Here is a 20,179-nt window from a genome sequence, read left to right as displayed (position 1 = left end):
GGGACCACGCGAAACGCTTCTACTGATTACAACTCAGTAAAGTGCACGAAGATCACCCGCCCGCCCGACGGGACGCGGTCAGCCCAGCCGGGCGTCCACCGCCTCGGCCGAGAACCGCTCGTCGACGGCGACCCGCGCCAGCCCGACGAGCACGGCGTCCGGCCCCAGCACCGCCGGCCGGATGCGCAGCCGCGCCGTGGCCCGGGGCTGGGCACCCGCGTAGACGCCGGCGCGGATCCCCGCCATCACCGCCGGCACCGCGAGCTCACCGGTCACCACCAGGTCGGCCGGGTTGAGCACCCCCACCAGCACGGCCAGCACCCGGCCGATCAGGGCCGCAGCCCGGTCCAGCTCCGCCGTCACCAGCGGGTCCCCTCGCTCGGCGAGCGCGCGCAGCCCGGCGAGCGAGCCGACGTCGGCCCCCGCCTCCGCGAGCCGCCGCAGCAGCGCCGCGCCGCCCGCCTCCGCCGCGAGGCACCCGCGGCGGCCGCACCGGCAGACGGCGTCACCGCCCACGTCGACGTGGCCGATGTCGCCCGCCCCGCCGTCGGTCCCCCGGTAGATGCGGCCGTCGACGACAAGCCCTGCCCCGAGAAATCCCGATGCCTTGACCAGCACGAACGGCTGCGGAGGGCCCTCGTGCCGGGCGGCCAGCTCGGTGTACTCGCCGTAGGCCGTCGCGTCGGCGTCGTTCTCCAGGTGCACGGGCACGTCGAACCGGGCACGCACCGTCTCCACCACCGGCCACGCCCCCCAGCCGGGCATGACGGGCGGGTCGGAGAGCCGGTGGTCGTGCGGGTCGACCGGGCCCGGCACCGACAGCGCCACCCCGCCGACGGCGGCCGGCTTGATCCCCGCGTCAGCCAGGAGGGCGTCGAACGCGTCGAGCAGCCGTGGCAGCACGGTCTCCGGACCGTCCGCGAGACGCACGTCCAGGGACGCGCGCGCCACCAGTGCCCCGTGCGGGTCGACGACGGCGAGCGCCGCCGTGTCGGTGGCACGCGAGCCGCCGGGCGCCGGGACGGGCTCGGCCAGCTCCAGCGCCGCCACGAGCACCAGCGAGTCCTCCGGGTCGAACACGAACCGCTCGGCCCGCCGCCCGCCGGTGGCCCCGGCGTCGCCCGCCGTGCGGATGATGCCCGCCGCGAGGAGCGCGTCCATCCGCTGTGCCACGGTGACACGGGACAGCCCGGTCACGTCGAGCACCTGCGTCCGCGTGGTCGCACGCCCGGTCCGGATGAGCTGCAGGATCTCGCCCGCGCCTGCTGCCACGTTCTTCCTCGGTTCTTTCTTCTCTGCCTGCGTCGGCACCGGTCGGTCGGCGGTCAGCCCTTGTCGGCCCCGGCGGTCAGCCCCTCGGTGAGGGCGCGCTCGGCTATCCCGTACAGAATCACGATCGGCACCGTGAGGAGCACGCTGCCCGCCATGAGGACGGTCTTGGACACCTCCTGCCCGTCGGCGAGCCGGGTCAGCCCGAGCGACACCGTCCACAGGTCCTGCTTCGCCGAGAGGAACAGGAGCGCGAACAGGAACTCGTTCCACGCGATCATGAACGAGTAGAGCGCCGTCGACATGATGGTGGGCATCGCGAGCGGCACCGTGATGCGGGTCAGGATCTGGAGCCGGGAGGCGCCGTCGATCACCGCCGCCTCGTCGATGGACTCCGGGATGCCGGACAGGTAGTTGCGCAGCATGTGCACCGAGACGGGCACCGTGAGCGCGACGTACGCGATCACCAGGCCCACGAGCGACGACCCGAGCCCCAGCACCTGGAACCCGACGAACACCGGCACCGCGATGATGATCGTCGGGAACAGGTACACGGCCAGGAACAGCCACGACACCTGCCTGCGCCCCGCGAACCGCAGGCGCGTCAGCGCGTACGACGCCGGCACCACCAGGACCACAGTCAGCGCCGACGCCGCGACCGCGACGACCGCCGAGTTGCGCATGAACCGCGCGAACCCGTAGCCGCCCTCCTGCTCCGGGGCCAGGACCTCCCGGTACGTCTCGGTGGTGATGCGGTCGAGCGCGGGCAGCACGCGCAAGGGATCGCGCAGCAGGTCGTCGATCCGCACGAAGCTGAGGCTGAGCATGTAGAGGAACGGCAGCACCGTGGCCAGCACGAGCGCCACGATCACCACCACGCGCAGCACCCGCAGCACCCGGGTCTGCACGACGACGGCGCTCGGCCCGCGCCGGGTCGTCGCACGGCGGCCGGTCGTCTCCGTGGTCATCACGACTCCCTCCGCCGGGCCGTCAGCCGCAGGTAGACCGCCAGGGCGACGCCCAGGAACACGGCCATCACCGCGGCCGTCGCGCTCGCGCCGCCGATGTCGCTGGACCCGGTGAGCTGCTCGAACACCCGCACCGACGCCACCTGCGTGCCCGCGGCGCCGCCGGTGAGCAGATAGACGTCGTCGAACTCGTTGAACGCCATGACCATGCGGAACAGCACGAGCAGGCCCACCGTCGGCAGGAGCTGGGGCAGCACCACGAACCAGAACTTCTGCAGCGGGGTGGCGCCGTCGACCACCGCGGCCTCCTCGATCTCACGGCGGAGGCCCGTCAGGGCCGCGCCGAGGAACATGAACGCGAACGGGAAGTACCGCCAGATGTCGTAGACGATCACGGTCAGGAGCGCCGTGGGTGCGGACGAGAGGAAGTTGACGGGGTGCTCCCACCCGAGCACCTGGGTGCCGAACGCGTTGACCACGCCGTACTGCGGGTTCAGCGCCACCTGCCACACGAACGTGGTGGCCACGACGGGCGCCACGTACGGCAGCAGCATGACGGCACGCACGGGCGCACGGAACCGGAACCGGTCCCGCAGCGCGAGGGCCGCCACCAGGCCCACCGCGATCGAGCCGACGGTGGTCGCCACCGAGTACTCGACGGTGGTGAGCAGCGACCGCCAGAACGCGGGCGCGGTGAGCACGGCGGCGTAGTTGTCGAGCGTGAGCTCGTTGAACAGGCCGTTGCGTGCCACGTCGACGTACCGCGCGTCCTGGAACGACAGCACCACCGTCCACACGATCGGCACCACGATGATCGCGGCCACGACGAGCGTCACGGGCACGACCAGCGCTATCCCGTCGCGGTTCTCGTATCCCCGGAGCCTGGACCCCACACCACACCTCCCTCCCGGTTCCCGGGCGCGACCGGCACGGCCGCGCACGGGACGAACGGCTACTCGCGCCCGGCGATCTCCGACACCGCGTCCTGCATCGTCGCCTGCGCCCCGGCGGCGTCGGTGCTGCCGGAACCCAGGTCGGCGGCGGCCTTGGCGAGCGGCAGCTCGCTCGTGAGCGGGCCGAGGATGGCGCCCTGCCCCTGCGGGAGCGCCCACCGGTTCGCGGACTCGGGTGCCGCCGCGAGCGTGTCGGTCACCTCGGCGGGCCAGACGTCGGAGAACGTCGCCTTCTCGTCGATGCCGATCTGCAGGTCCGTCCAGGCGTCGGTGTACTCGGTGGGCGCCTCAGCCGTCCCCGTGCGGACCGGCACCTTGCCCTCGGGCGCCATCGACAGCCAGTCCACGTACGCGTCGGACATCATGTACTCGACGAAGTCGGTCACCTCGGGGTCCGCGCCGTCGGTGATGCCCCAGGACACGAGCTCGACGTACCCGGCGGCGTCCCCGCCCGCGGACGGCCCCTCGACCACGGGCACCACGCCGGTGTTCTCGGCGAGCCAGGCCGGGTCGTCGGCGCACTCGTCGCACGACGGCGTGAACTCCTCCCGGAGCCCGGCCAGCTCGTCGAGCAGGAACGAGGACCACACGGTCATCGCCGCCTGCCCCGCGAAGTAGGAGGCACGCGTCGACTCGACACCCTCGGTGCCGTCGGGCGAGAAGTCGGCGGCCAGGTCGCCGTAGAGCTCGATCGTCTCCGTGCACTGGGGGCTGTCCAGCGTGGCCTCGCCCGCGTCGTCGACCAGCTCGCAGCCGTTGCCCTGGGCCAGGAACTCCAGGGTCTGCTGGGTGAACGGGTCGGCCGCGTCCGTGGACAGCGTGATGCCGTAGCGCCCGTCGGCCGTGAGCTCCTCGGCGGCGGTGCGCAGGTCGTCGTACGTGGCGGGGGGCGCCAGGCCCGCCTCCTCGAAGAGGTCGGTGCGGTAGTAGACCATCATCGGCCAGGCGTCCGACGGCACGGCGAGCAGCTCGTCACCGTCACTGCTCAGGTCGAGCGCCACCGGGGAGAACGTGTCCTCGCCGAGCGCCTCGACCACCTCGGTGGCGGCGTCGCGGTCGAGGTAGCCGTCCCGGTCGAAGGACCGCACCAGGCCGGGGCTGATCGCGTTCACGACGTCCGGCATGTCGTCGCCCGAGAGCGCCGCGGCAGACAGGAGCTGGGAGACCTGGTCCTCCTCGACCGGGACCAGCTCCGTCTCGAGGCCCGAGTCCTCGGCCCACGCGTCCATCGCCGCCTGCTGGATGGCCAGCCGCTCGGGCTGGGTCTCGACCGTCCAGACGGTGATGGTGCCGTCGGACTCGGGTCCGCCGCTGCCGCAGGCGGTGAGCGTCAGGGCCGCGGCGGTCACCGCTGACGCCGCGATCGTCAGGCGGGCGGCGGGCGCCCAGCCGTGCCGGAGCCTCATGGCTTCTCCTCGTCGTCGAGTGAGTGGATCGGGCACTTATGTCTAGCCTATTGTCGAAAGATGCACAAGGACTTACGGGAAGACGCCGCCGACGCCGCCGCCCGTGTGCTCGACACCAACTGGACCGGCAGCTACACGGTGCCCGCGACCGGCCTGTACCCGCACCAGTGGAGCTGGGACTCGGCGTTCGTCGCGATCGGGAACCGGCACCGCGAGCCCTCCCGTGCCCGGAGAGAGCTGGTCGCGCTCCTGGAGGCCCAGTGGACCGACGGGCGGGTACCGCAGATCGTGTACGACGTGGGGCGCGACGACGACTACGCGCCGGGTGCGGAGTTCTGGCAGTCGGGGCCGCACGCGGGGCCGGCCACCTCCGGGCTGATGCAGCCGCCCGTGCACGCCTGGGCCGCGTGGCTGGTGCACTGCGCGGACCCTGTCGGCTCCGCGCAGGAAGGGTTTCTCGCGCGGGTGTACCCCCGGCTGACCCGCTGGCACGCGTACCTGCACGGGCGGCGCTCGGGCCGGGTCGGCCTACCGGTGGCGAAGCATCCGTGGGAGACCGGCACGGACAACTCGCCGCTGTGGGACACCGCCCTCGAACGGGTTCCGCCCGAGGCCCGGACGCCCATCCGGCGCCCCGACCTCCAGCACGCCGGCGCGGGTGAGCGCCCCGGCAGCCGCGACTACCGGCGCTACTACCGGCTCGCCGAGAACTACCGGGACGCAGGCTGCGCCGACGACGTGCCGATCGGCTTCGCCATGGTGTGCCCGCTGTTCAGCACGCTGCTGGCGGTCTCGGAGATCGCTCTGGGGCGCATCGTGGCGGCGCTGGCCGACGAGGGGAACGGGCCTGGTGCGGGCGGGGCTCGTGGCGGGGCAGGCCAGGCTCGTGGCGGTGCGGGCGGGTTGCGTGGCGGTGCGGGCGGGTTGCGTAGCGGTGCGGGCGGGGATCGCGACGGCTGGCCGGCGGCGCCCACGGACGAACCGAGCCCGCCCACGGGCGAGCCGGGGCCGCTCGACGACGTCCTCGCCCCGTCGGCCGCAGAACTCGAGCACCGGAGGGCCGCCGACCGGGTGATCGCCGCGATGGACGAGCACCTGTGGGACGAGGACCTCGGGCTCTACGTGGCGCTCGACCTCACGGCGGGGGAACGCGTCCGCCGTGCGACGGTGAACGGTCTGGTCCCGCTGCTCCTGTCCGGTCTGGACACGTCCGCGGCGTACGACGCGAGGAGGACCGACCGGCTGCTCACGACCCTGACCGGTCCGGGATTCCTGGGCGGCGGTCCGTTCCTGCCCAGCACGTCGCGGGCCGACCCCGCGTTCGACCCGGCGCTGTACTGGCGCGGGCCGTCGTGGTTCAACATGTCCTGGCTGCTGCTGCGCGCCGTCCGGGCACTGGGCCGTGACGACCTGGACGCGCGCCTGCGGGAGCACTTCAGCACCGCGCCACAGGGCTTTCCCGAGTACACGGACCCGGACACGGGAGCCGGACGTGGCACCCGCCAGTTCTCCTGGACCGCAGCCCTCACGCTGGACACCCACCTCTCGACGGAGGCGGTGCTGCTTCCACATGCTTCTACCCAGTCATTACGCCCATGAACCAGGCCGATTGTGGGCGTAATCGCTGGGTAGAAGGCAACCTTCGGCCGGATCGCTGTCTGACAGCGGCCTGACCGCCGTCGGAGGCAGCCGACCGCCGTCGGACAGAGCGAGGCCCCGGTCCCCACGCGGGGAACCGGGGCCTGCTCACCGTCGAGCAGTCGCTCAGCCGGCGACGACCTTCACGCCGATCTTCGCCGACACCTCGGGGTGCAGGCGGATCGCCACGGTGTAGTCACCGGTCGTCTTGATGGACTGACCGATCTCGATCTTGCGCTTGTCGACCGACGGGCCGCCGGCCTCGGCGACCGCACCGGCGATGTCCGCCGTCGTCACGGCACCGAACAGACGGCCACCGGGGCCGGCGTTCGCCGTGACGGTCACGGGCTTCGCGGACAGCGAGTCGGCCAGGGCCTTCGCCTCGTCGAGCGAGGCGATCTCGCGGCTCTTGCGAGCCTTGCGGATCGCGTTGATGTCGGACTCGGCGCCCTTGGTCCACGGGGTCGCCAGCGAACGCGGGATGAGGAAGTTACGGGCGTACCCGTCCTTCACCTCGACCACGTCGCCGGGCTCGCCCAGGCCGGTCACCTCGTGGGTCAGGATCAGCTTTGCCATGGTTCTCGATCCCTTCCTCAGCGAGCCGTCGACGTGTACGGCAGCAGGGCCATCTCGCGGGCGTTCTTCACGGCCTTCGCGATCTGACGCTGCTCCTGCACGGAGACGCCGGTGACGCGACGGGCACGGATCTTTCCGCGGTCGGAGATGAACTTGCGCAGCAGCGCCGTGTCCTTGTAGTCGATGTTGGCGATCTTCGCGGACTTCAGCGGGTTGATCTTCTTCTTGGGCTTGCGCACCACAGGCTTCGCCATGGTGTTGCTCCTTCGTCAGGTGCTGCCCGTCGGCCTGGCGGGCCGCACGAGCAAAAGTGTGAACTTGGGGGGTGCCGATCAGAACGGCGGGTCGTCCGAGAACGAACCACCGGACGACGCCGGGCCTGCCGTGGCCCACGGGTCGTCGTTGCTCTGACCGCCACCGGAAGAACTGAAGCCTCCGCCGCCCTGCTGGCCGCCGCCGCTGAAGCCACCACCGCCGCCGCCACCGAAGCCGCCGCCACCACCGGACCGCTGGGCCCGGGTGACCTTGGCCGTGGCGTAGCGCAGGGACGGACCGATCTCGTCCACCTGCAGCTCGACGACGGTGCGCTTCTCGCCCTCACGGGTCTCGTAGGAGCGCTGGACCAGGCGGCCCTGCACGATGACGCGCGTGCCCTTGGTCAGCGACTCCGCGACGTTCTCCGCGGCCTCGCGCCAGATCGAGCAGCGCATGAACAGGGTCTCCCCGTCCTTCCACTCGTTGCTCTGGCGGTCGAAGGTCCGCGGGGTCGATGCCACCGTGAAGTTGGCGACCGCAGCACCTGAAGGGGTGAAGCGCAGCTCCGGGTCCCCGGTGAGGTTCCCGATCACTGTGATGACAGTTTCACCAGCCATGCCAATTCCTCGATTCAGTCGACGTTCCGTACGCGGTATCCGGGTTCGCGGTGAATGCAACCACGAGACACTGACACTCGCGCGGGCGCAGAGAGCTCAGTTCGGACGACTCACTTGTCGCCGGTGCGCAGGATCTTGGTCCGGAGCACGACCTCGTTGAGGCCGAGCTGGCGGTCCAGCTCCTTGGCGGTGTCCGACGTCGCGGTGAAGTCGACCACGGCGTAGATGCCCTCGGACTTCTTGGCGATGTCGAAGGCGAGACGGCGGCGCCCCCAGATGTCCACCTTGTCGACGGAGCCACCCTCGGTCGTGATGACCGACAGGTACTTGTCGAGCGACGGGGCCACGGTGCGCTCCTCGACCTCCGGGTCCAGGATCACCATCAGCTCGTACTGACGCATGTGTATACCCACCTCCTCTGGTCTCAGCGGTCACGGTCGTTCCGTGACAGGAGGGTTCACAGCAAGGGCCAAGCCTACCTGCCCTGCGCGAATCGGCGGAATCGAGCGGGCGAGAGACCCCTCACAACGTTCGGAGCAGCGCCGAGGGGCCGTCTCCGGTGTGGAGACGACCCCTCGGTCACGTGCTCACGGACGGCGCGGGCTAGCCGCCGGTGCCACCGCCGCCACCACCGCCGCCTCCGCCTCCGCCTCCGCCGTTGCCGCCCGTCGGTTCGCCGCTCGGGAAGGTGATCTCCCCGGGCCCGGACGACACGATGACCCGGACCTGGCTCCCGGCGGGCACCTCGCTGCCCTCACCGGGTTCGACCTGCATGACGATGCCCTCGGCGTAGTCGCTGGACTCCTGGTACTCCACGACCGGCTGGAGTCCCGCGCTCTGGAGCTGGCCGCGGGCGTTGCCCTCGTCACCGCCCACGAGGCCACCGGGCACCTGCACCGTCTGCTCTCCCGGCCCGGTCGACACCACGACCCTGATCTCCGTACCGCGGCGCACCTCCTGGCCCTCGTGCTGCACGGAGAGCACCGTGCCCTGCGGCGCCTCGTTCTCGACCTCGTCGATGACCGGGCTCAGCCCGGCGCCGGCAAGCTGGGACAGGGCGTAGGCGATCTGCTGCCCCACCAGGCCCCTCGGCACCATCACCTTGTCGTCCGGCGTCTCCGACGGCGTCGGGCTGGTCGACGGCGACGGCGAGAAGGACGGCTCCGGCGGGGCCGGCGGCTCGTAGTCCGGGAACTTCTCGACCGGCATGCCCTCCGTGACCTTCTGCATGTAGTGGGTCCAGGCCGTGACCGGCCACGTACCACCGGTCAGGCTGTAGTTGGCCCACTCGCCGAAGGGGGTGATCGTCTCCTCGCCACCGCCCTCGGCGGTCTGGTAGAGGCCCACCACCGTGGTGAGCTGCGGGATGTACCCGGCGAACCAGGCTGCCTTGTTGTCGTTCGTGGACCCCGTCTTGCCGGCGACCGGTCGCGGCGTGCCGTCCGGGGCGAGCAGCTCCTGCGCCGGCGCACCCGATCCCTCGGTGACCACGTGCTGCAGCGCGTACGTCGCCTTCGTCATCACGTCGGGCGGGATGACACCGCTCTGCGGCAGCCTGTCCCACTCGTAGACGAGCTTCTCGCCGTTCTTCACCGACGTGACCATGTGCGGGATGGTGCGCGTGCCCTGGGCTGCGAACGTCGCGTAGGCACCGGCCAGGTCGACGGGGCGCACGGTCGACGTGCCGAGCACGTTGGACAGCTCGGCGTTGGTCGACTCCTTCGGGATGCCCGCCCGGATGGCGACGTCCTGAGCCTTCTCGGGGCCGATCTCCACGTTGAGCTGGGCGTAGACCGTGTTCACGGAGTGCGCCGTGGCCTTGACCAGGTCGATGTCACCGAACGACTCACCACCCTCCTCGGTACCGAAGTTGGTGAGCTCCACCTCCTCCTCGACACCCGTCTCCTGGTTGAGCACGCTCCAGCCCGGGATCTGCATCGGACTGTTCCCGGTGTAGTACTCGTTGAGCTCGTGCCCCTCCTCGAGCGCCCCGATGAGCGTGAACGGCTTGAACGTCGAGCCACCCTGCGCCTTGCCGTCGGTCGCGGAGTTGAACTGGACCTTCGAGTAGTCCTTGCCGCCGTACAGCGCACGGATCGCGCCGTCCTTCGGGTCGATGGACACGATGGAGACGCCGAGCCGCTTGGACGCCGCGCCCTCACCCTTGTACGGGATGGTGTTCGCCGTCTCGACCGCCGCCTGCTGCCACTTCGGGTTGATCGTCGTCTGGATCTCGTAACCGTTGGTCATGAGGTCCTCCTCCGCGATCCCCTCCTTGGCGAGCTCCTTGCGGACCTCCTCCAGCAGGTACCCGGCCTGACCCGCACGCGACGCCTGCTTGTACTCGATCGGCTCGGGGAACTTCGCGGACGCGCGCTCCTCCTCGGTGATGGTGCCCATCTCCGCCATGTTGCGCAGCACGCGCGCCCACTTCTCCTCGGCGACGGCGCGCGACTCCTCACCGAAGCGGGGGTCCCAGTAGGAGGGCGACGGGATGATGCCCACGAGCATCGCCGTCTCGGAGACGGTCAGCTCGGCCGCGGGCTTGTTGAAGTACGCCTTGGCCGCGGCCTCGAAGCCGTAGGCACCGCGGCCGAGGTAGATGCTGTTGACGTAGCCCTCGAGGATCTCGTCCTTCGACTTCTGCTGGTCCACCTTGAGCGCGAGGATGATCTCGCGGAACTTGTCCGCGTACGACGTCTGCCCCGGCTCGAAGTAGGTGTTCTCCACGTACTGCTGCGTCAGGGTGGACGCGCCCTGCCGGGTACCACCGGTCACGTTGCTGACGAACGCGCGCACGATGCCCAGGGGGTCGACACCCATGTGGTTGCGGAAGTTCTGGTCCTCGGACGCCAGCACGGCCTCCGGGACGTAGTCGGGCAGCTCGTCGAGCGACCGGATGGTGCGGTCGACCGCCGCGAACTTGCCCATGACCTGGCCGTTCGCGTAGTAGACGGTGGTCGACTCCGACCCGATGTCCCCACGCTCCGCCGGGACCGACCAGCCGATCCACCCGGCGGTGAAGACACCGACCGCGAGCGACGTCCCGGTCAGCAGCGTGCCGACGACGACGCGCCACGACGGGATCCACGCGCGGATCCCCGTGCGGTCCGGCCGGGGGTAGTTCCACACGGCCTTCCGACGCCGGGTCGTGTGCGGCCAGATCGGAGAAGGGCTCCTGTTCGCCACGTCTTCCTCGTTCCTCGAAATCCGTTCAGTGAGGGCACTGAACCGTCGAAACGATAGAGGATCGATGTCCGCGGCAAGTAGCACAAACGCGGTTTCTCTGTGTACGCCCCGTGTTCGTGACCGGGGCCACGACGGGTTCTACCAGCGCAGATGGTGACATTCACCCGCTACCGGCAGAACCCGTCGAAGCCGCGCGACCTATCCGAAGATGCCGCCACCGTCGTCGGACGGGTCGGGCGACGGGTCGCCGCCGCCACCCTCCTCAGGGCCGGTGGACACGACGAGCGTCACCTCGCTGCCGACCGGCACCTCCGTCCCCTCACCCGGGTCCACGGAGATCACCCGGCCCTCGGCCACGGTGTCCGACGGCGCCTCCTGGACCACCGGCGTCAGCTCCGCGTCCTGGAGCGCCGCCTCGGCGTCGCCCTGGTCCTGGTTGGTCAGGCCCCAGGGCACCGTCGTCGTCTCCTCTTCCTCCTCCTCGGCGGCGGAGCCGTTCGAGACCTCGACCCGGACCGTCGAGTTCACCTCGACCTCCGTGCCCTCGCCCGGGTCGAGCGAGAGCACCGTGCCCACGGGCTCCTCGCTGTCGACACTGATCTGTTGCGGGACCAGCTGGACACCGGCGAGGGCCGACGCCGCGGCGACGTACTGCTGGCCGATCAACCCCTCGGGCACCAGGACGGTGAACACCTCCGCCGACTCGGACGGGCTGCTCGACGGCGACGGCGTGGGCGAGGGGGTGGGCGACGGCGGGGCGGGCGGCTCGTACTCGGGGAACTCCTCGACGTCCATGCCCTCGGTCGCCTTGGCCATGTAGTCCGCCCAGGCGGTGACGGGCCAGCTGCCGCCGGTGATGCCGGTCAGGCCCATCTCCTTCCACTCCCCGAACGGCGTGATCTGCATGTACTGGCCTGACTCGAGGTCGTACTGGTACATGCCCACGACCGTCGCGAGCTGCGGTACGTACCCCGCGAACCAGGCCGAGCGGTTGCTGTTCGACGTACCGGTCTTCCCGGCCACCGGGCGCTCCGTGTAGCCGTCCGGGCCCACCAGGTGCGAGGCGGGTTCACCGGAGCCGTCCTCGACCACGCCCTCCAGCGCGTACGTCGTGGCGGCCATGACCTCGGGCTCGAACGCCTTCGTCGCCTCGGTGCTGCCCTGGAAGAGCAGCTTGTCGCCGTCGCTGACCTCCTGCACCAGGTGCGGGGTCGTGCGGATGCCCTGCGCCGCGAACGTCGAGTAGGCGTGCGCGATGTCGATGTTGTGCACGCTCGCCGTGCCGAGCACGTTCGCCAGGTTGGACCCGACGATCTCGTTGCCCTTCGCGTCGGTCTCCGGGATGCCCGCGCGCGTGGCGACGTCCTTCGTGGCATCGGGACCCACCTCCTTGTTGAGGTGCACGTAGGCCGTGTTCACGGAGTTGGCGGTGGCGTCGAGCAGGGTGACGTTCGGGTAGCTCTCGCCGTACGGCGGGGTGCCGAAGTTGGTCAGGGTCGCCTGCTCCTCCTCCTGCGTCTCGTCGTTCCAGTTGGTGTAGCCCTCGATCTCCTGGGGCGACGTGCCGTCCCACCGGCTGTACAGCGAGACGTTCTGCTCCAGCGCGGCCACCAGCGTGAACGGCTTGAACGTCGAACCCGCCTGGGCGATGTCCTGGGTGGCGGCATTGGTCTGGTACTTGGCGTAGTCGGGGCCGCCGTAGAGCGCCTTGATCGCGCCCGTGGCCGGGTCGATCGAGGTGAGCGAGGCGCGGATGCGGGGGTCGGCGTCCTCGGGGAGCTTCATCGACTCCGCGGCCGCGGCCTGCATCTTCGAGTCGAGGGTGGTCTTGATCGTGTAGCCGCCCTTGGTGAGCTGGTCCTCGGAGATCCCCTCCCGGGCGAGCTCCTTGGCCACCTCCTGGAGCAGGTACGCGCTCTGTGCGTTGCCGCTGCCCTGGGTGTACTTCTTCAGCTTCGGGAACTGGACGCCGGCCCGGTCCTGCGCCGAGATCGCCCCCTGCTCCACCATGAAGTCGAGCGTGCGGTTCCATCGCGCCTCGGCCTGGGCACGCGCGTCCTCGCCCTGACGCGGGTCCCAGTACGTGGGGTTCGGGATGATCCCGGCGATGAAGGCCGACTCGGAGATGGTCATCTCCTTCGCGGAGTGCCCGAAGTAGGCCTGCGAGGCCGCCTCGATGCCGTACGCACCACGCCCGAGGTAGATGGTGTTGAGGTAGCCCTCCAGCACCTCTTCCTTGGACTGCTCCTGCGTCACCTTGAGCGCGAGGATCGCCTCGCGGAACTTGTCCGCGTAGGTCGCCTCGCCCACGCCGATGTAGTAGTTCTCGACGTACTGCTGGGTCAGCGTGGAGGCGCCCTGCTGGTCGCCGCCGGTGACGTTGTTCAGCGCCGCCCGGACGATGCCCAGGGGGTTGATGCCCATGTGGGTCATGAACGACTGGTCCTCGGATGCGATGATCGCGGCCGGGACGTGGGCCGGCACGTCGGCCAGCGCCACGATCGTGCGGTTCTCGGCCGCGAACTTGCCCAGCGGCTTGCCGTCGGCGTACAGGACGGTCGTGGTCTCGGAGTGCACGCTGCCCAGCTCGTCCGGCACGTCCATGTCGAACCAGGCCGAGATGACCACACCGGCCACGAGCGACGTGCCCGTCAGGATCGACCCGACCACGAACCGCCACGAGGGGATCCACGCGCGGATGCCGGTGCGGTACGGACGGGGATAGTTCCAGATTCCCTGCCTGCGTCGGGGCGTGTGCGGCCAGATCGGAGGGGGACTCCAGTTCGACACGTCAGCCTCTTCCTCGGTTCGGACTTGGGCCTGCCGCCACGGTTGACGCACTAGCCACGGCAAACCACCCGAAACCATAGGGGATCGGGCTGATAGCTCTGTCACACCAGCGGCGCACGGACCGCACCCTAGGACATTTCACCCAGGGTCAGCCCAGACCGTCTGCCCCTGCTTCACACTTTGTCCACGTTCTCGCCGCCACGACGGCGGCTCACCCGCCGCATCCGGGCCGACGACGACGTCACCTCCGGGGTGTTGCGCCGCCGGAACGGGCATGTTTATGCTCTCGATGTATCGACTCGATACATCGATCGACACCGAGCCGTCCGCGTCCCCGCGGCGGAGCCCGGGAGGAGGCCACCGTGCGCAGCCGGTCCGACGTGCTGGAGACCGCCGTCCTCGGTCTGCTCAACGAGTCCCCCTTGCACGGGTACGAGCTCCGCAAGCGCCTCAACCTGGTGCTCGGCTCGTTCCGCGCCTTCTCCTACGGCACGCTCTACCCGGCCCTGAAGGGGCTCGTCACCCGCGGCCTGATCGCGACGACCGAGAGCGAGCCGCCGCCGTCCGCCCGCAAGGCGAAGGCCGGGATACCGGGCCGGACCGCGAAGCCCAAGCCCCTCGGACGGCGCCGCGTCGTCTACGAGCTGACCGCCGAGGGCAAGGAGCACCTCCAGACCGTCCTGGCCACCGCCGGCCCGGCCGCCTGGGAGGACGACAACTTCGACGTGCGGTTCGCGCTCTTCGGGCAGACCGACGCCGAGACGCGCCTCCGCGTCCTGGAAGGCCGGCGCACCCGGCTGACCGAGCGGCTGGAGGCCATCCGCGAGTCCACGGCGCACCCGCGCTCGCGGCTCGACGAATATGCGCTGGAGCTGCGGCGCTTCGGGCTCGAGAAGGTCGAGCGCGAGGTGCACTGGCTCGACGGCCTCATCTCCACCGAGCGGGGCCGCGCCGTGGCGCAGCACCGCTCGCCCCAGCAGGAACAACCGAAGAAGGAGCGAGGATGACCTCCATCCGCGTGGGCATCGTCGGCGTAGGCAACTGCGCCTCGTCCCTGGTCCAGGGCGTGCACTACTACCGTGACGCCGACCCGGCGGGCACCGTGCCGGGCCTCATGCACGTGCAGTTCGGCGACTACCACGTGTCGGACCTCGAGTTCGTCGCGGCGTTCGACGTGGACGCGAAGAAGGTCGGGTTCGATCTGGCCGAGGCCATCAACGCGTCCGAGAACAACACCATCAAGATCGCGGACGTCCCGCCGACCGGCGTGACGGTCCAGCGCGGCCCGACCCTCGACGGCCTGGGCGACTACTACCGCGCGACGATCGACGAGTCCACCAAGGACGCCGTCGACGTCGTGGCCGCGCTGCGCGAGGCCCGGGTCGACGTGCTCGTCTGCTACCTGCCGGTGGGCTCCGAGGAGGCCGCCAAGTTCTACGCGCAGTGCGCCATCGACGCGGGCGTCGCCTTCGTCAACGCACTGCCCGTGTTCATCGCGTCCGACCCCGAGTGGGCCGCGAAGTTCGAGGAGGCCGGCGTGCCGATCGTCGGTGACGACATCAAGTCGCAGGTCGGTGCCACCATCACGCACCGCGTGCTGGCCAAGCTGTTCGAGGAGCGCGGCGTCGTGCTCGACCGGACGTACCAGCTCAACGTGGGCGGCAACATGGACTTCAAGAACATGCTGCAGCGCGACCGCCTGGAGTCCAAGAAGCTCTCCAAGACGCAGGCGGTGACGTCCAACCTCACCGGCCCCCTGGCCGGCAAGAAGGAGGACCGCAACGTCCACATCGGCCCGTCGGACTACGTGGCCTGGCTGGACGACCGCAAGTGGGCGTACGTGCGGCTGGAGGGTCGCGCGTTCGGCGAGGTGCCGCTGAACCTGGAGTACAAGCTCGAGGTGTGGGACTCGCCCAACTCGGCGGGCATCATCATCGACGCCGTGCGCGCGGCGGCGATCGCGAAGGACCGCGGCGTCGGCGGGCCCATCCTGTCGGCCGCGACGTACTTCATGAAGTCGCCGCCGGTGCAGATGGAGGACACCGCGGGGCGGGCCCAGCTGGAGGCCTTCATCCGCGGCGAGGTCGAGCGCTGACCGGCACCTCTGCCTGACGTGCCAGGCCCCCAGGTCACCGCAGTGACCTGGGGGCCTGACCTGTCAGGCGGGACCCGCTACTTGATCGGGTCCAGCTCGAAGTCGGTCACGACGTTGGTGCCCGCCGTCACCTTCGCGGAGCCGACCTGCGGGACGTACCCGCTGGCCGTGGCGATGATCTGTGCCGTGCGCTCCGACTTGTCGAACCAGTACTCGTAGACCCCGTCGGCCCCGGTGACCAGGGTGACCGACGAGAGCTTCCCGTTGATCTGGACCACGGAGTCGTCGAGCGGCACGGCGCCGTCCGGCGTGAAGCCACCCACGGTGCCCGAGAGCTTGCCCCAGCTCTTGGGCGGGTTGACCGTCAGCGAGAGGTCGATCGACGGCGTCTCGTACGGCGTCTCCGCCTTGGCCAGGAGCGAGCCTGTGAAGGTGCCCGGCTGCGCCACGACGCCGCTCAGCGACGCCGTGATCGTCTTGCTCTGACCCGGCTGCAGCGTGAACTCCGAGGGGTCCACCGTGAGCCAGGTCAGGTCGCCGCCGGCGGTGTCACCGGAGACGTTCATGACGATGTGCATGTCGGGCCAGCCGATGGAGTCGGTGGTCGCTGGCTCCGAGATCCCGCAGTCCGTGGCGGCCAGGTACGACGGCGCGGACTGGCCCGCACCGTTCGACCCGATGTAGAACACGCCGCCGTTCGACTGCTGGTTGGGCGAGACGACCTCGACCACGAGCGTGGCGCCCGCGGGCACCTCGCCCGTCACGGGCACCGAGACCATCGTCAAGGTCGACGCGGGGATGGTCAGGTCCGCCGTCCCGATCTCGGTCAGGTTGGCGTAGGTGAACGCGCCGTCCAGCGTGTAGAGGTTGACGGTCAGGGTCTGGGCGGTGGCCTCCTCGATACCGAAGGACACCTCCGAGACCTCGAAGTCGTCCTCGATGCCGAAGTCGCTCAGCGTGAAGGTCCGCAGGAAGCGGTTCTCCGTGGTGCCCGCCAGGCCACCGCACGAGGCGGAGTTGACGGCCACGATCTCCTGCGACGCCGAGTGGGTGATCGTCGTGGCGTTCGGCGCGACCGGGATGGACTCGGGCGTGACGCCCTCGCTCGCGGTGCCCTTGCCGGCGGCCTGGAGCTGCGTCCTGGACCCGCCGATGCCGGATCCACCGAGCTTGACCGACGGCTTGGTGGACTTGACCGTGGTGACCTCGCCCTGCGGGTGCTGGATGGCCGCGAGGCCGTCCGTGCCCAGGATGTCGAAGCCGCCACCGGAGCCGGCGAGCTCGACGTCGGCCGGGGCCGAACCCTCGTTCTTCACGGTGAACCGCTTGGTCGTGGTGCTACCCATCGGAATCGTGGCGGCGAGGGACTCGGTGCTGACGGTGACCAGACCGGCCGCGAGCGACGCGTCGAACGTGCCGGTGGCCTCGGGTGCGAGGCTCAGCGTGCCCGACGCGGACTCGTAGTCCGGCGCCGTGACGTCGACGGTGTAGTCGCCCGGGAGGGCGATGACCGAGTAGGTGCCGTCCTCCCCGGTGGTCGCGGTGCGGGTCGCCGCGTCGGACGTGGCCGTGACCGTGGCGCCCTTGACGGGGTCACCGGTGTTCTGGTCGGTGATCGTCCCCTCCAGGAAGGAGAGCACGGGGGCCGTGTAGGTGATCGAGAGACCGGACGAGATCGACGGCGTGCCGTTCGAGTACTGCAGGCCGACGGTGCCGGTCGCGTTCTCGATGCCGACCGAGGCCGAGTCGCCCTTGGCCGAGCTGGTGTCGGTGACGTCGCCGTACCCGAAGAGCACGGTGCCGTCGGCGACGAGCGTGACCGAGAAGCTCAGCCGGTCCGTGGCCGGGCTGTACTTGCGGACGTTGCGCCACTCGACGACGAACGCGTCCTCGCCGTCGACCGTCGTCTCACCCGTGTACAGGCCCGACTCACCGTCGAGGACCAGGTCGTCCCAGAAGGGGAACAGTGCCGCGTTCGGCACCGCGCTGTTCGGGATGGCCCCGTTCGCGTACGACGTGCTGGCCGCCAGGAAGTTCAGGTGGCCGTTCGACGTGACGAACGCGGAGTCGTAGCCTTCGCCGTAGTACGGGAAGGTGAAGGGCAGGTCGAGCGACGTCTGGACGTCGTCGCCCGTGAGCGAGGACTCGGTGTCGCCCTGCAGGTAGTCACCCGTGGAGGTGGAGCAGGAGTAGCCGAAGTCGTCGGTCACCGCGGTGATCTCGACCGGGACGTCCTCCGCACCGTCGACCACGACGTCACCCTCGTACGGAGCGGCACAACCGCCCGTCTCGACGCTCAGGGTGTAGGTGCCCTCGGGCACGTCGGCGAACGCGAAGGTGCCGTCCGCGCCGGTGGCGACGTCCTCGAAGTGGCTGCCGAGGCTGACCGGGACGCCCACGACCGGGTCGCCCGACCCGGCGTAGGTGACGGTGCCCGTCACGGCGTGCGACGGAGCGGCCTCGAGCGCGATGGACACGTCCGTGGTCCCGTCCTCGGTGACGACCGCAGAGGTCGGTGCCGAAGGGAGGTAACCGAAGGCCGACGCCGACACCGTGTAGTCGCCGGTGGCGACGCGGGCGGAGAAGGTGCCGTCGGCGTCCGTGGAGACGGTGCGGTCCCGCTCGCCGTCGATGGTGACGTCGGCCGAGGCGATCGGGTCGCCGGCAGCGTCGGTCACGGTGCCCGTGACGTAGCCGGTAGCGCCGATCGGCGCGGCGTCGATGAGCGCGGCGAGGTCGAGCTTGCCCTCGCCCCACACGTTGTTGTTCTCGGCGGTACCACCGCAGGTGGTGTCGTCGGTGTCGACGGCGGCCTCGTTGAGCAGCGCCTGCGTGCCCTCGATGTCACCGACGAGCGCGGGAGCGGCGCTCCACAGCACGGCGACGGCGCCCGCGAGGTGCGGGGTGGCCATGGACGTGCCGTTGAAGGCGGCGTAGCCGTCGCCGGGGACCGACGAGCGGACGTTCACGCCGGGAGCGGCGATGTTGGGCTTGATCAGACCGTCTTCGCCGGCACCACGCGACGAGAAGGATGCGATGTTGCCCGACGAGTCGAAGGCGCCCACCGAGTACGAGCTGGTGTTGGCACCCGGCGACGAGGTCGTCTGGCAGCCAGAGCCGGCGTTGCCGGAGGCCCAGGCGCCGAACACGCCGGCGGCGGCCCAGGCAGCCGTGGTCTCGGTGTACCAGTCGTCGATGAAGCCCGCGGCGGTGTAGCCCCACGAGTTGTTGACGATGTTCGGACGCTTCGACGGGTCGGGGTCGCTGCCGTCGACCTTCGTCGGGGCGACGATCCACTGGCCGGACTCGAGCAGCGCGGAGTCCGAGCAGCTGTCACAGCCGTTCGTGGCGATCCACTCGGCGTCGGGGGCGACACCGATCTGGTTGCCGGCGCCGTCGTCGCCCACCATGGTGCCCATGGTGTGCGTGCCGTGGCCGTTGTTGTCGAACGGCGCGGGTGCCGAGCCGCTGGTGTCCTGCCAGTTGTAGTCGTGCACGACCGAGCCGTCGGACTGCAGGCCGCGGTACTGCTGGGCGAGCGCCGGGTGGTCGTACTGCACGCCGGTGTCGATGTTCGACACGACGATGCCCTGACCCGTGTAGCCCTGCTCCCACGCCTCGGGGGCGTTGATGAAGTCCAGGCCCCACTCGACGGCCTGCGGCGCCTTGTCGCCGACCGGGGTGCGCTTGACCGGGTCGACCAGGTCGAGCTTCACGGTCTCGCGGATCGCCTCGACCTTGGTGCTCGCCGCGAGCTCGTTGGCCAGCTCCAGCGTGCCGTCCTCGACGAGGATGCGGTTGCTGATCCAGTAGCTCTCGTAGTCGACGTCGGCGGCCTTGAGCTCCTTGACCAGGCTGGCCTGCGAGGTCTTGGCCGTGGTGGTGAGCGTGTCGTAGACGTACTGGCCGCGCTCGTCCCAGTCGGCGATCTTCTTGGCGGCCGTCAGGTCGGCCTCCTCCGCGAGCACGACCCAGAAGTCCGCGGTCTTGCGCTCGGTCAGCATCTCCCGGGCGAAGCTCGTGAACTTGTCGTCGGGGTCGGACGCGACGCTCTTCGTCGTGGTGGAAGGGAGCGCTGTTGTCGGGGATGTTCCTGCGAACGCTGCTGGCGCAACGGTCACCGCTGAGGTTGCCAGGAGCGCGAGTGCCGTTGTGACGGCAGTCGTCGCCCTCCCTGCAATTTTCCTGCGACGGTACATGGGGCCTCCATGCTCGGGCGTCCCCGTAGCGATGGCACGGGAGCGCGCGACGGCGATCCACTTGCTGTGGACCGCCTCCAACCGTCGGGTGCGCGGGTCGGCGGAACAAGGTCGGTTCACGGTCAGGACTCGGTCATTTCTCGGTCAAAACACGGCCGGAGGTCGGACCTTGCCCGTGTCAATGGGTTCGATTACATTTCACCCCAACCCTCCTGAAATTCACC

At 70.1% G+C, this 20,179-nt stretch carries 14 protein-coding genes; 3 read left to right on the top strand and 11 right to left on the bottom strand.

Going from position 1 to position 20,179, the window contains the following annotated elements; genetic code table 11:
- Nucleotides 1–78: 78 nt before the first annotated feature.
- Genes ACIBBF_RS08475 through ACIBBF_RS08460 form a run of 4 tightly spaced genes read right to left on the bottom strand, consistent with a single transcriptional unit; the run spans nt 79 to nt 4,596 of the window.
- Nucleotides 79–1,272 (bottom strand): ROK family protein, encoded by a 1,194-nt coding sequence (locus ACIBBF_RS08475; RefSeq protein ID WP_397412436.1) that lies wholly within the window; start codon nt 1,270–1,272, stop codon nt 79–81.
- Nucleotides 1,273–1,325: 53 nt separating this feature from the next.
- Nucleotides 1,326–2,237, bottom strand: a complete 912-nt coding sequence (locus ACIBBF_RS08470) for a carbohydrate ABC transporter permease (RefSeq protein WP_397412434.1) — start codon at nt 2,235–2,237, stop codon at nt 1,326–1,328.
- Complete coding sequence (locus tag ACIBBF_RS08465) at nt 2,237–3,130, bottom strand: carbohydrate ABC transporter permease (protein ID WP_397412432.1); 894 nt, start codon at nt 3,128–3,130, stop codon at nt 2,237–2,239. The genes ACIBBF_RS08470 and ACIBBF_RS08465 overlap by 1 nt, the downstream gene beginning before the upstream one ends.
- Before the next feature lie 59 nt (nt 3,131–3,189).
- Nucleotides 3,190–4,596 (bottom strand): ABC transporter substrate-binding protein, encoded by a 1,407-nt coding sequence (locus ACIBBF_RS08460; RefSeq protein ID WP_397412430.1) that lies wholly within the window; start codon nt 4,594–4,596, stop codon nt 3,190–3,192.
- A gap of 60 nt (nt 4,597–4,656) precedes the next feature.
- On the opposite strand from ACIBBF_RS08460, the gene ACIBBF_RS08455 reads away from it, so the two are divergent.
- Nucleotides 4,657–6,195 (top strand): MGH1-like glycoside hydrolase domain-containing protein, encoded by a 1,539-nt coding sequence (locus ACIBBF_RS08455; RefSeq protein WP_397412428.1) that lies wholly within the window; start codon nt 4,657–4,659, stop codon nt 6,193–6,195.
- A gap of 165 nt (nt 6,196–6,360) precedes the next feature.
- Here the strand turns inward: ACIBBF_RS08455 and rplI are convergent, their stop codons facing one another.
- From rplI to ACIBBF_RS08425, 6 genes are all read right to left on the bottom strand, one after another.
- Nucleotides 6,361–6,810: a 50S ribosomal protein L9 gene (gene rplI / locus ACIBBF_RS08450; RefSeq protein ID WP_397412426.1), complete on the bottom strand. Its 450-nt coding sequence runs from the start codon at nt 6,808–6,810 to the stop codon at nt 6,361–6,363.
- Between the two features lie 17 nt (nt 6,811–6,827).
- Nucleotides 6,828–7,064: a 30S ribosomal protein S18 gene (gene rpsR, locus ACIBBF_RS08445; RefSeq protein WP_020013532.1), complete on the bottom strand. Its 237-nt coding sequence runs from the start codon at nt 7,062–7,064 to the stop codon at nt 6,828–6,830.
- Nucleotides 7,065–7,142: 78 nt separating this feature from the next.
- Complete coding sequence (locus ACIBBF_RS08440; RefSeq protein ID WP_397412424.1) at nt 7,143–7,682, bottom strand: single-stranded DNA-binding protein; 540 nt, start codon at nt 7,680–7,682, stop codon at nt 7,143–7,145.
- A 110-nt stretch (nt 7,683–7,792) separates the two neighbouring features.
- The gene (rpsF, locus tag ACIBBF_RS08435; protein WP_182485702.1) at nt 7,793–8,083 is read right to left on the bottom strand and encodes a 30S ribosomal protein S6; all 291 of its coding nucleotides are present in this window, start codon (nt 8,081–8,083) and stop codon (nt 7,793–7,795) included.
- A 202-nt stretch (nt 8,084–8,285) separates the two neighbouring features.
- Nucleotides 8,286–10,871 carry a transglycosylase domain-containing protein gene (locus tag ACIBBF_RS08430; RefSeq protein ID WP_397412422.1) on the bottom strand — a complete coding sequence of 862 codons (2,586 nt, stop codon included), beginning with the start codon at nt 10,869–10,871 and terminating at the stop codon, nt 8,286–8,288.
- Between the two features lie 198 nt (nt 10,872–11,069).
- A complete protein-coding gene (locus ACIBBF_RS08425) occupies nt 11,070–13,661 on the bottom strand; it encodes a transglycosylase domain-containing protein (protein WP_397412420.1) in 2,592 nt (863 codons plus the stop codon).
- 362 nt (nt 13,662–14,023) lie between these two features.
- Here ACIBBF_RS08425 and ACIBBF_RS08420 point away from each other — a divergent pair, with 362 nt between their 5' ends.
- Together ACIBBF_RS08420 and ACIBBF_RS08415 are read left to right on the top strand one after the other, a co-directional pair.
- Entirely contained in the window at nt 14,024–14,668 is a 645-nt protein-coding gene (locus tag ACIBBF_RS08420) for a PadR family transcriptional regulator (RefSeq protein WP_397412418.1), read from the top strand.
- Nucleotides 14,665–15,756 (top strand): inositol-3-phosphate synthase, encoded by a 1,092-nt coding sequence (locus ACIBBF_RS08415; RefSeq protein ID WP_397412416.1) that lies wholly within the window; start codon nt 14,665–14,667, stop codon nt 15,754–15,756. The genes ACIBBF_RS08420 and ACIBBF_RS08415 overlap by 4 nt, the downstream gene beginning before the upstream one ends.
- A gap of 77 nt (nt 15,757–15,833) precedes the next feature.
- Here the strand turns inward: ACIBBF_RS08415 and ACIBBF_RS08410 are convergent, their stop codons facing one another.
- Complete coding sequence (locus ACIBBF_RS08410) at nt 15,834–19,877, bottom strand: S8 family serine peptidase (RefSeq protein WP_397412414.1); 4,044 nt, start codon at nt 19,875–19,877, stop codon at nt 15,834–15,836.
- Nucleotides 19,878–20,179: the final 302 nt, after the last annotated feature.

Source organism: Promicromonospora sp. NPDC050880 (assembly GCF_044456525.1).
In the GTDB taxonomy this organism is placed as follows: domain Bacteria; phylum Actinomycetota; class Actinomycetes; order Actinomycetales; family Cellulomonadaceae; genus Promicromonospora.
The sequence above is the reverse complement of the archived record's forward strand: the minus strand, read 5'-3'. Positions and strand labels throughout refer to the sequence as shown.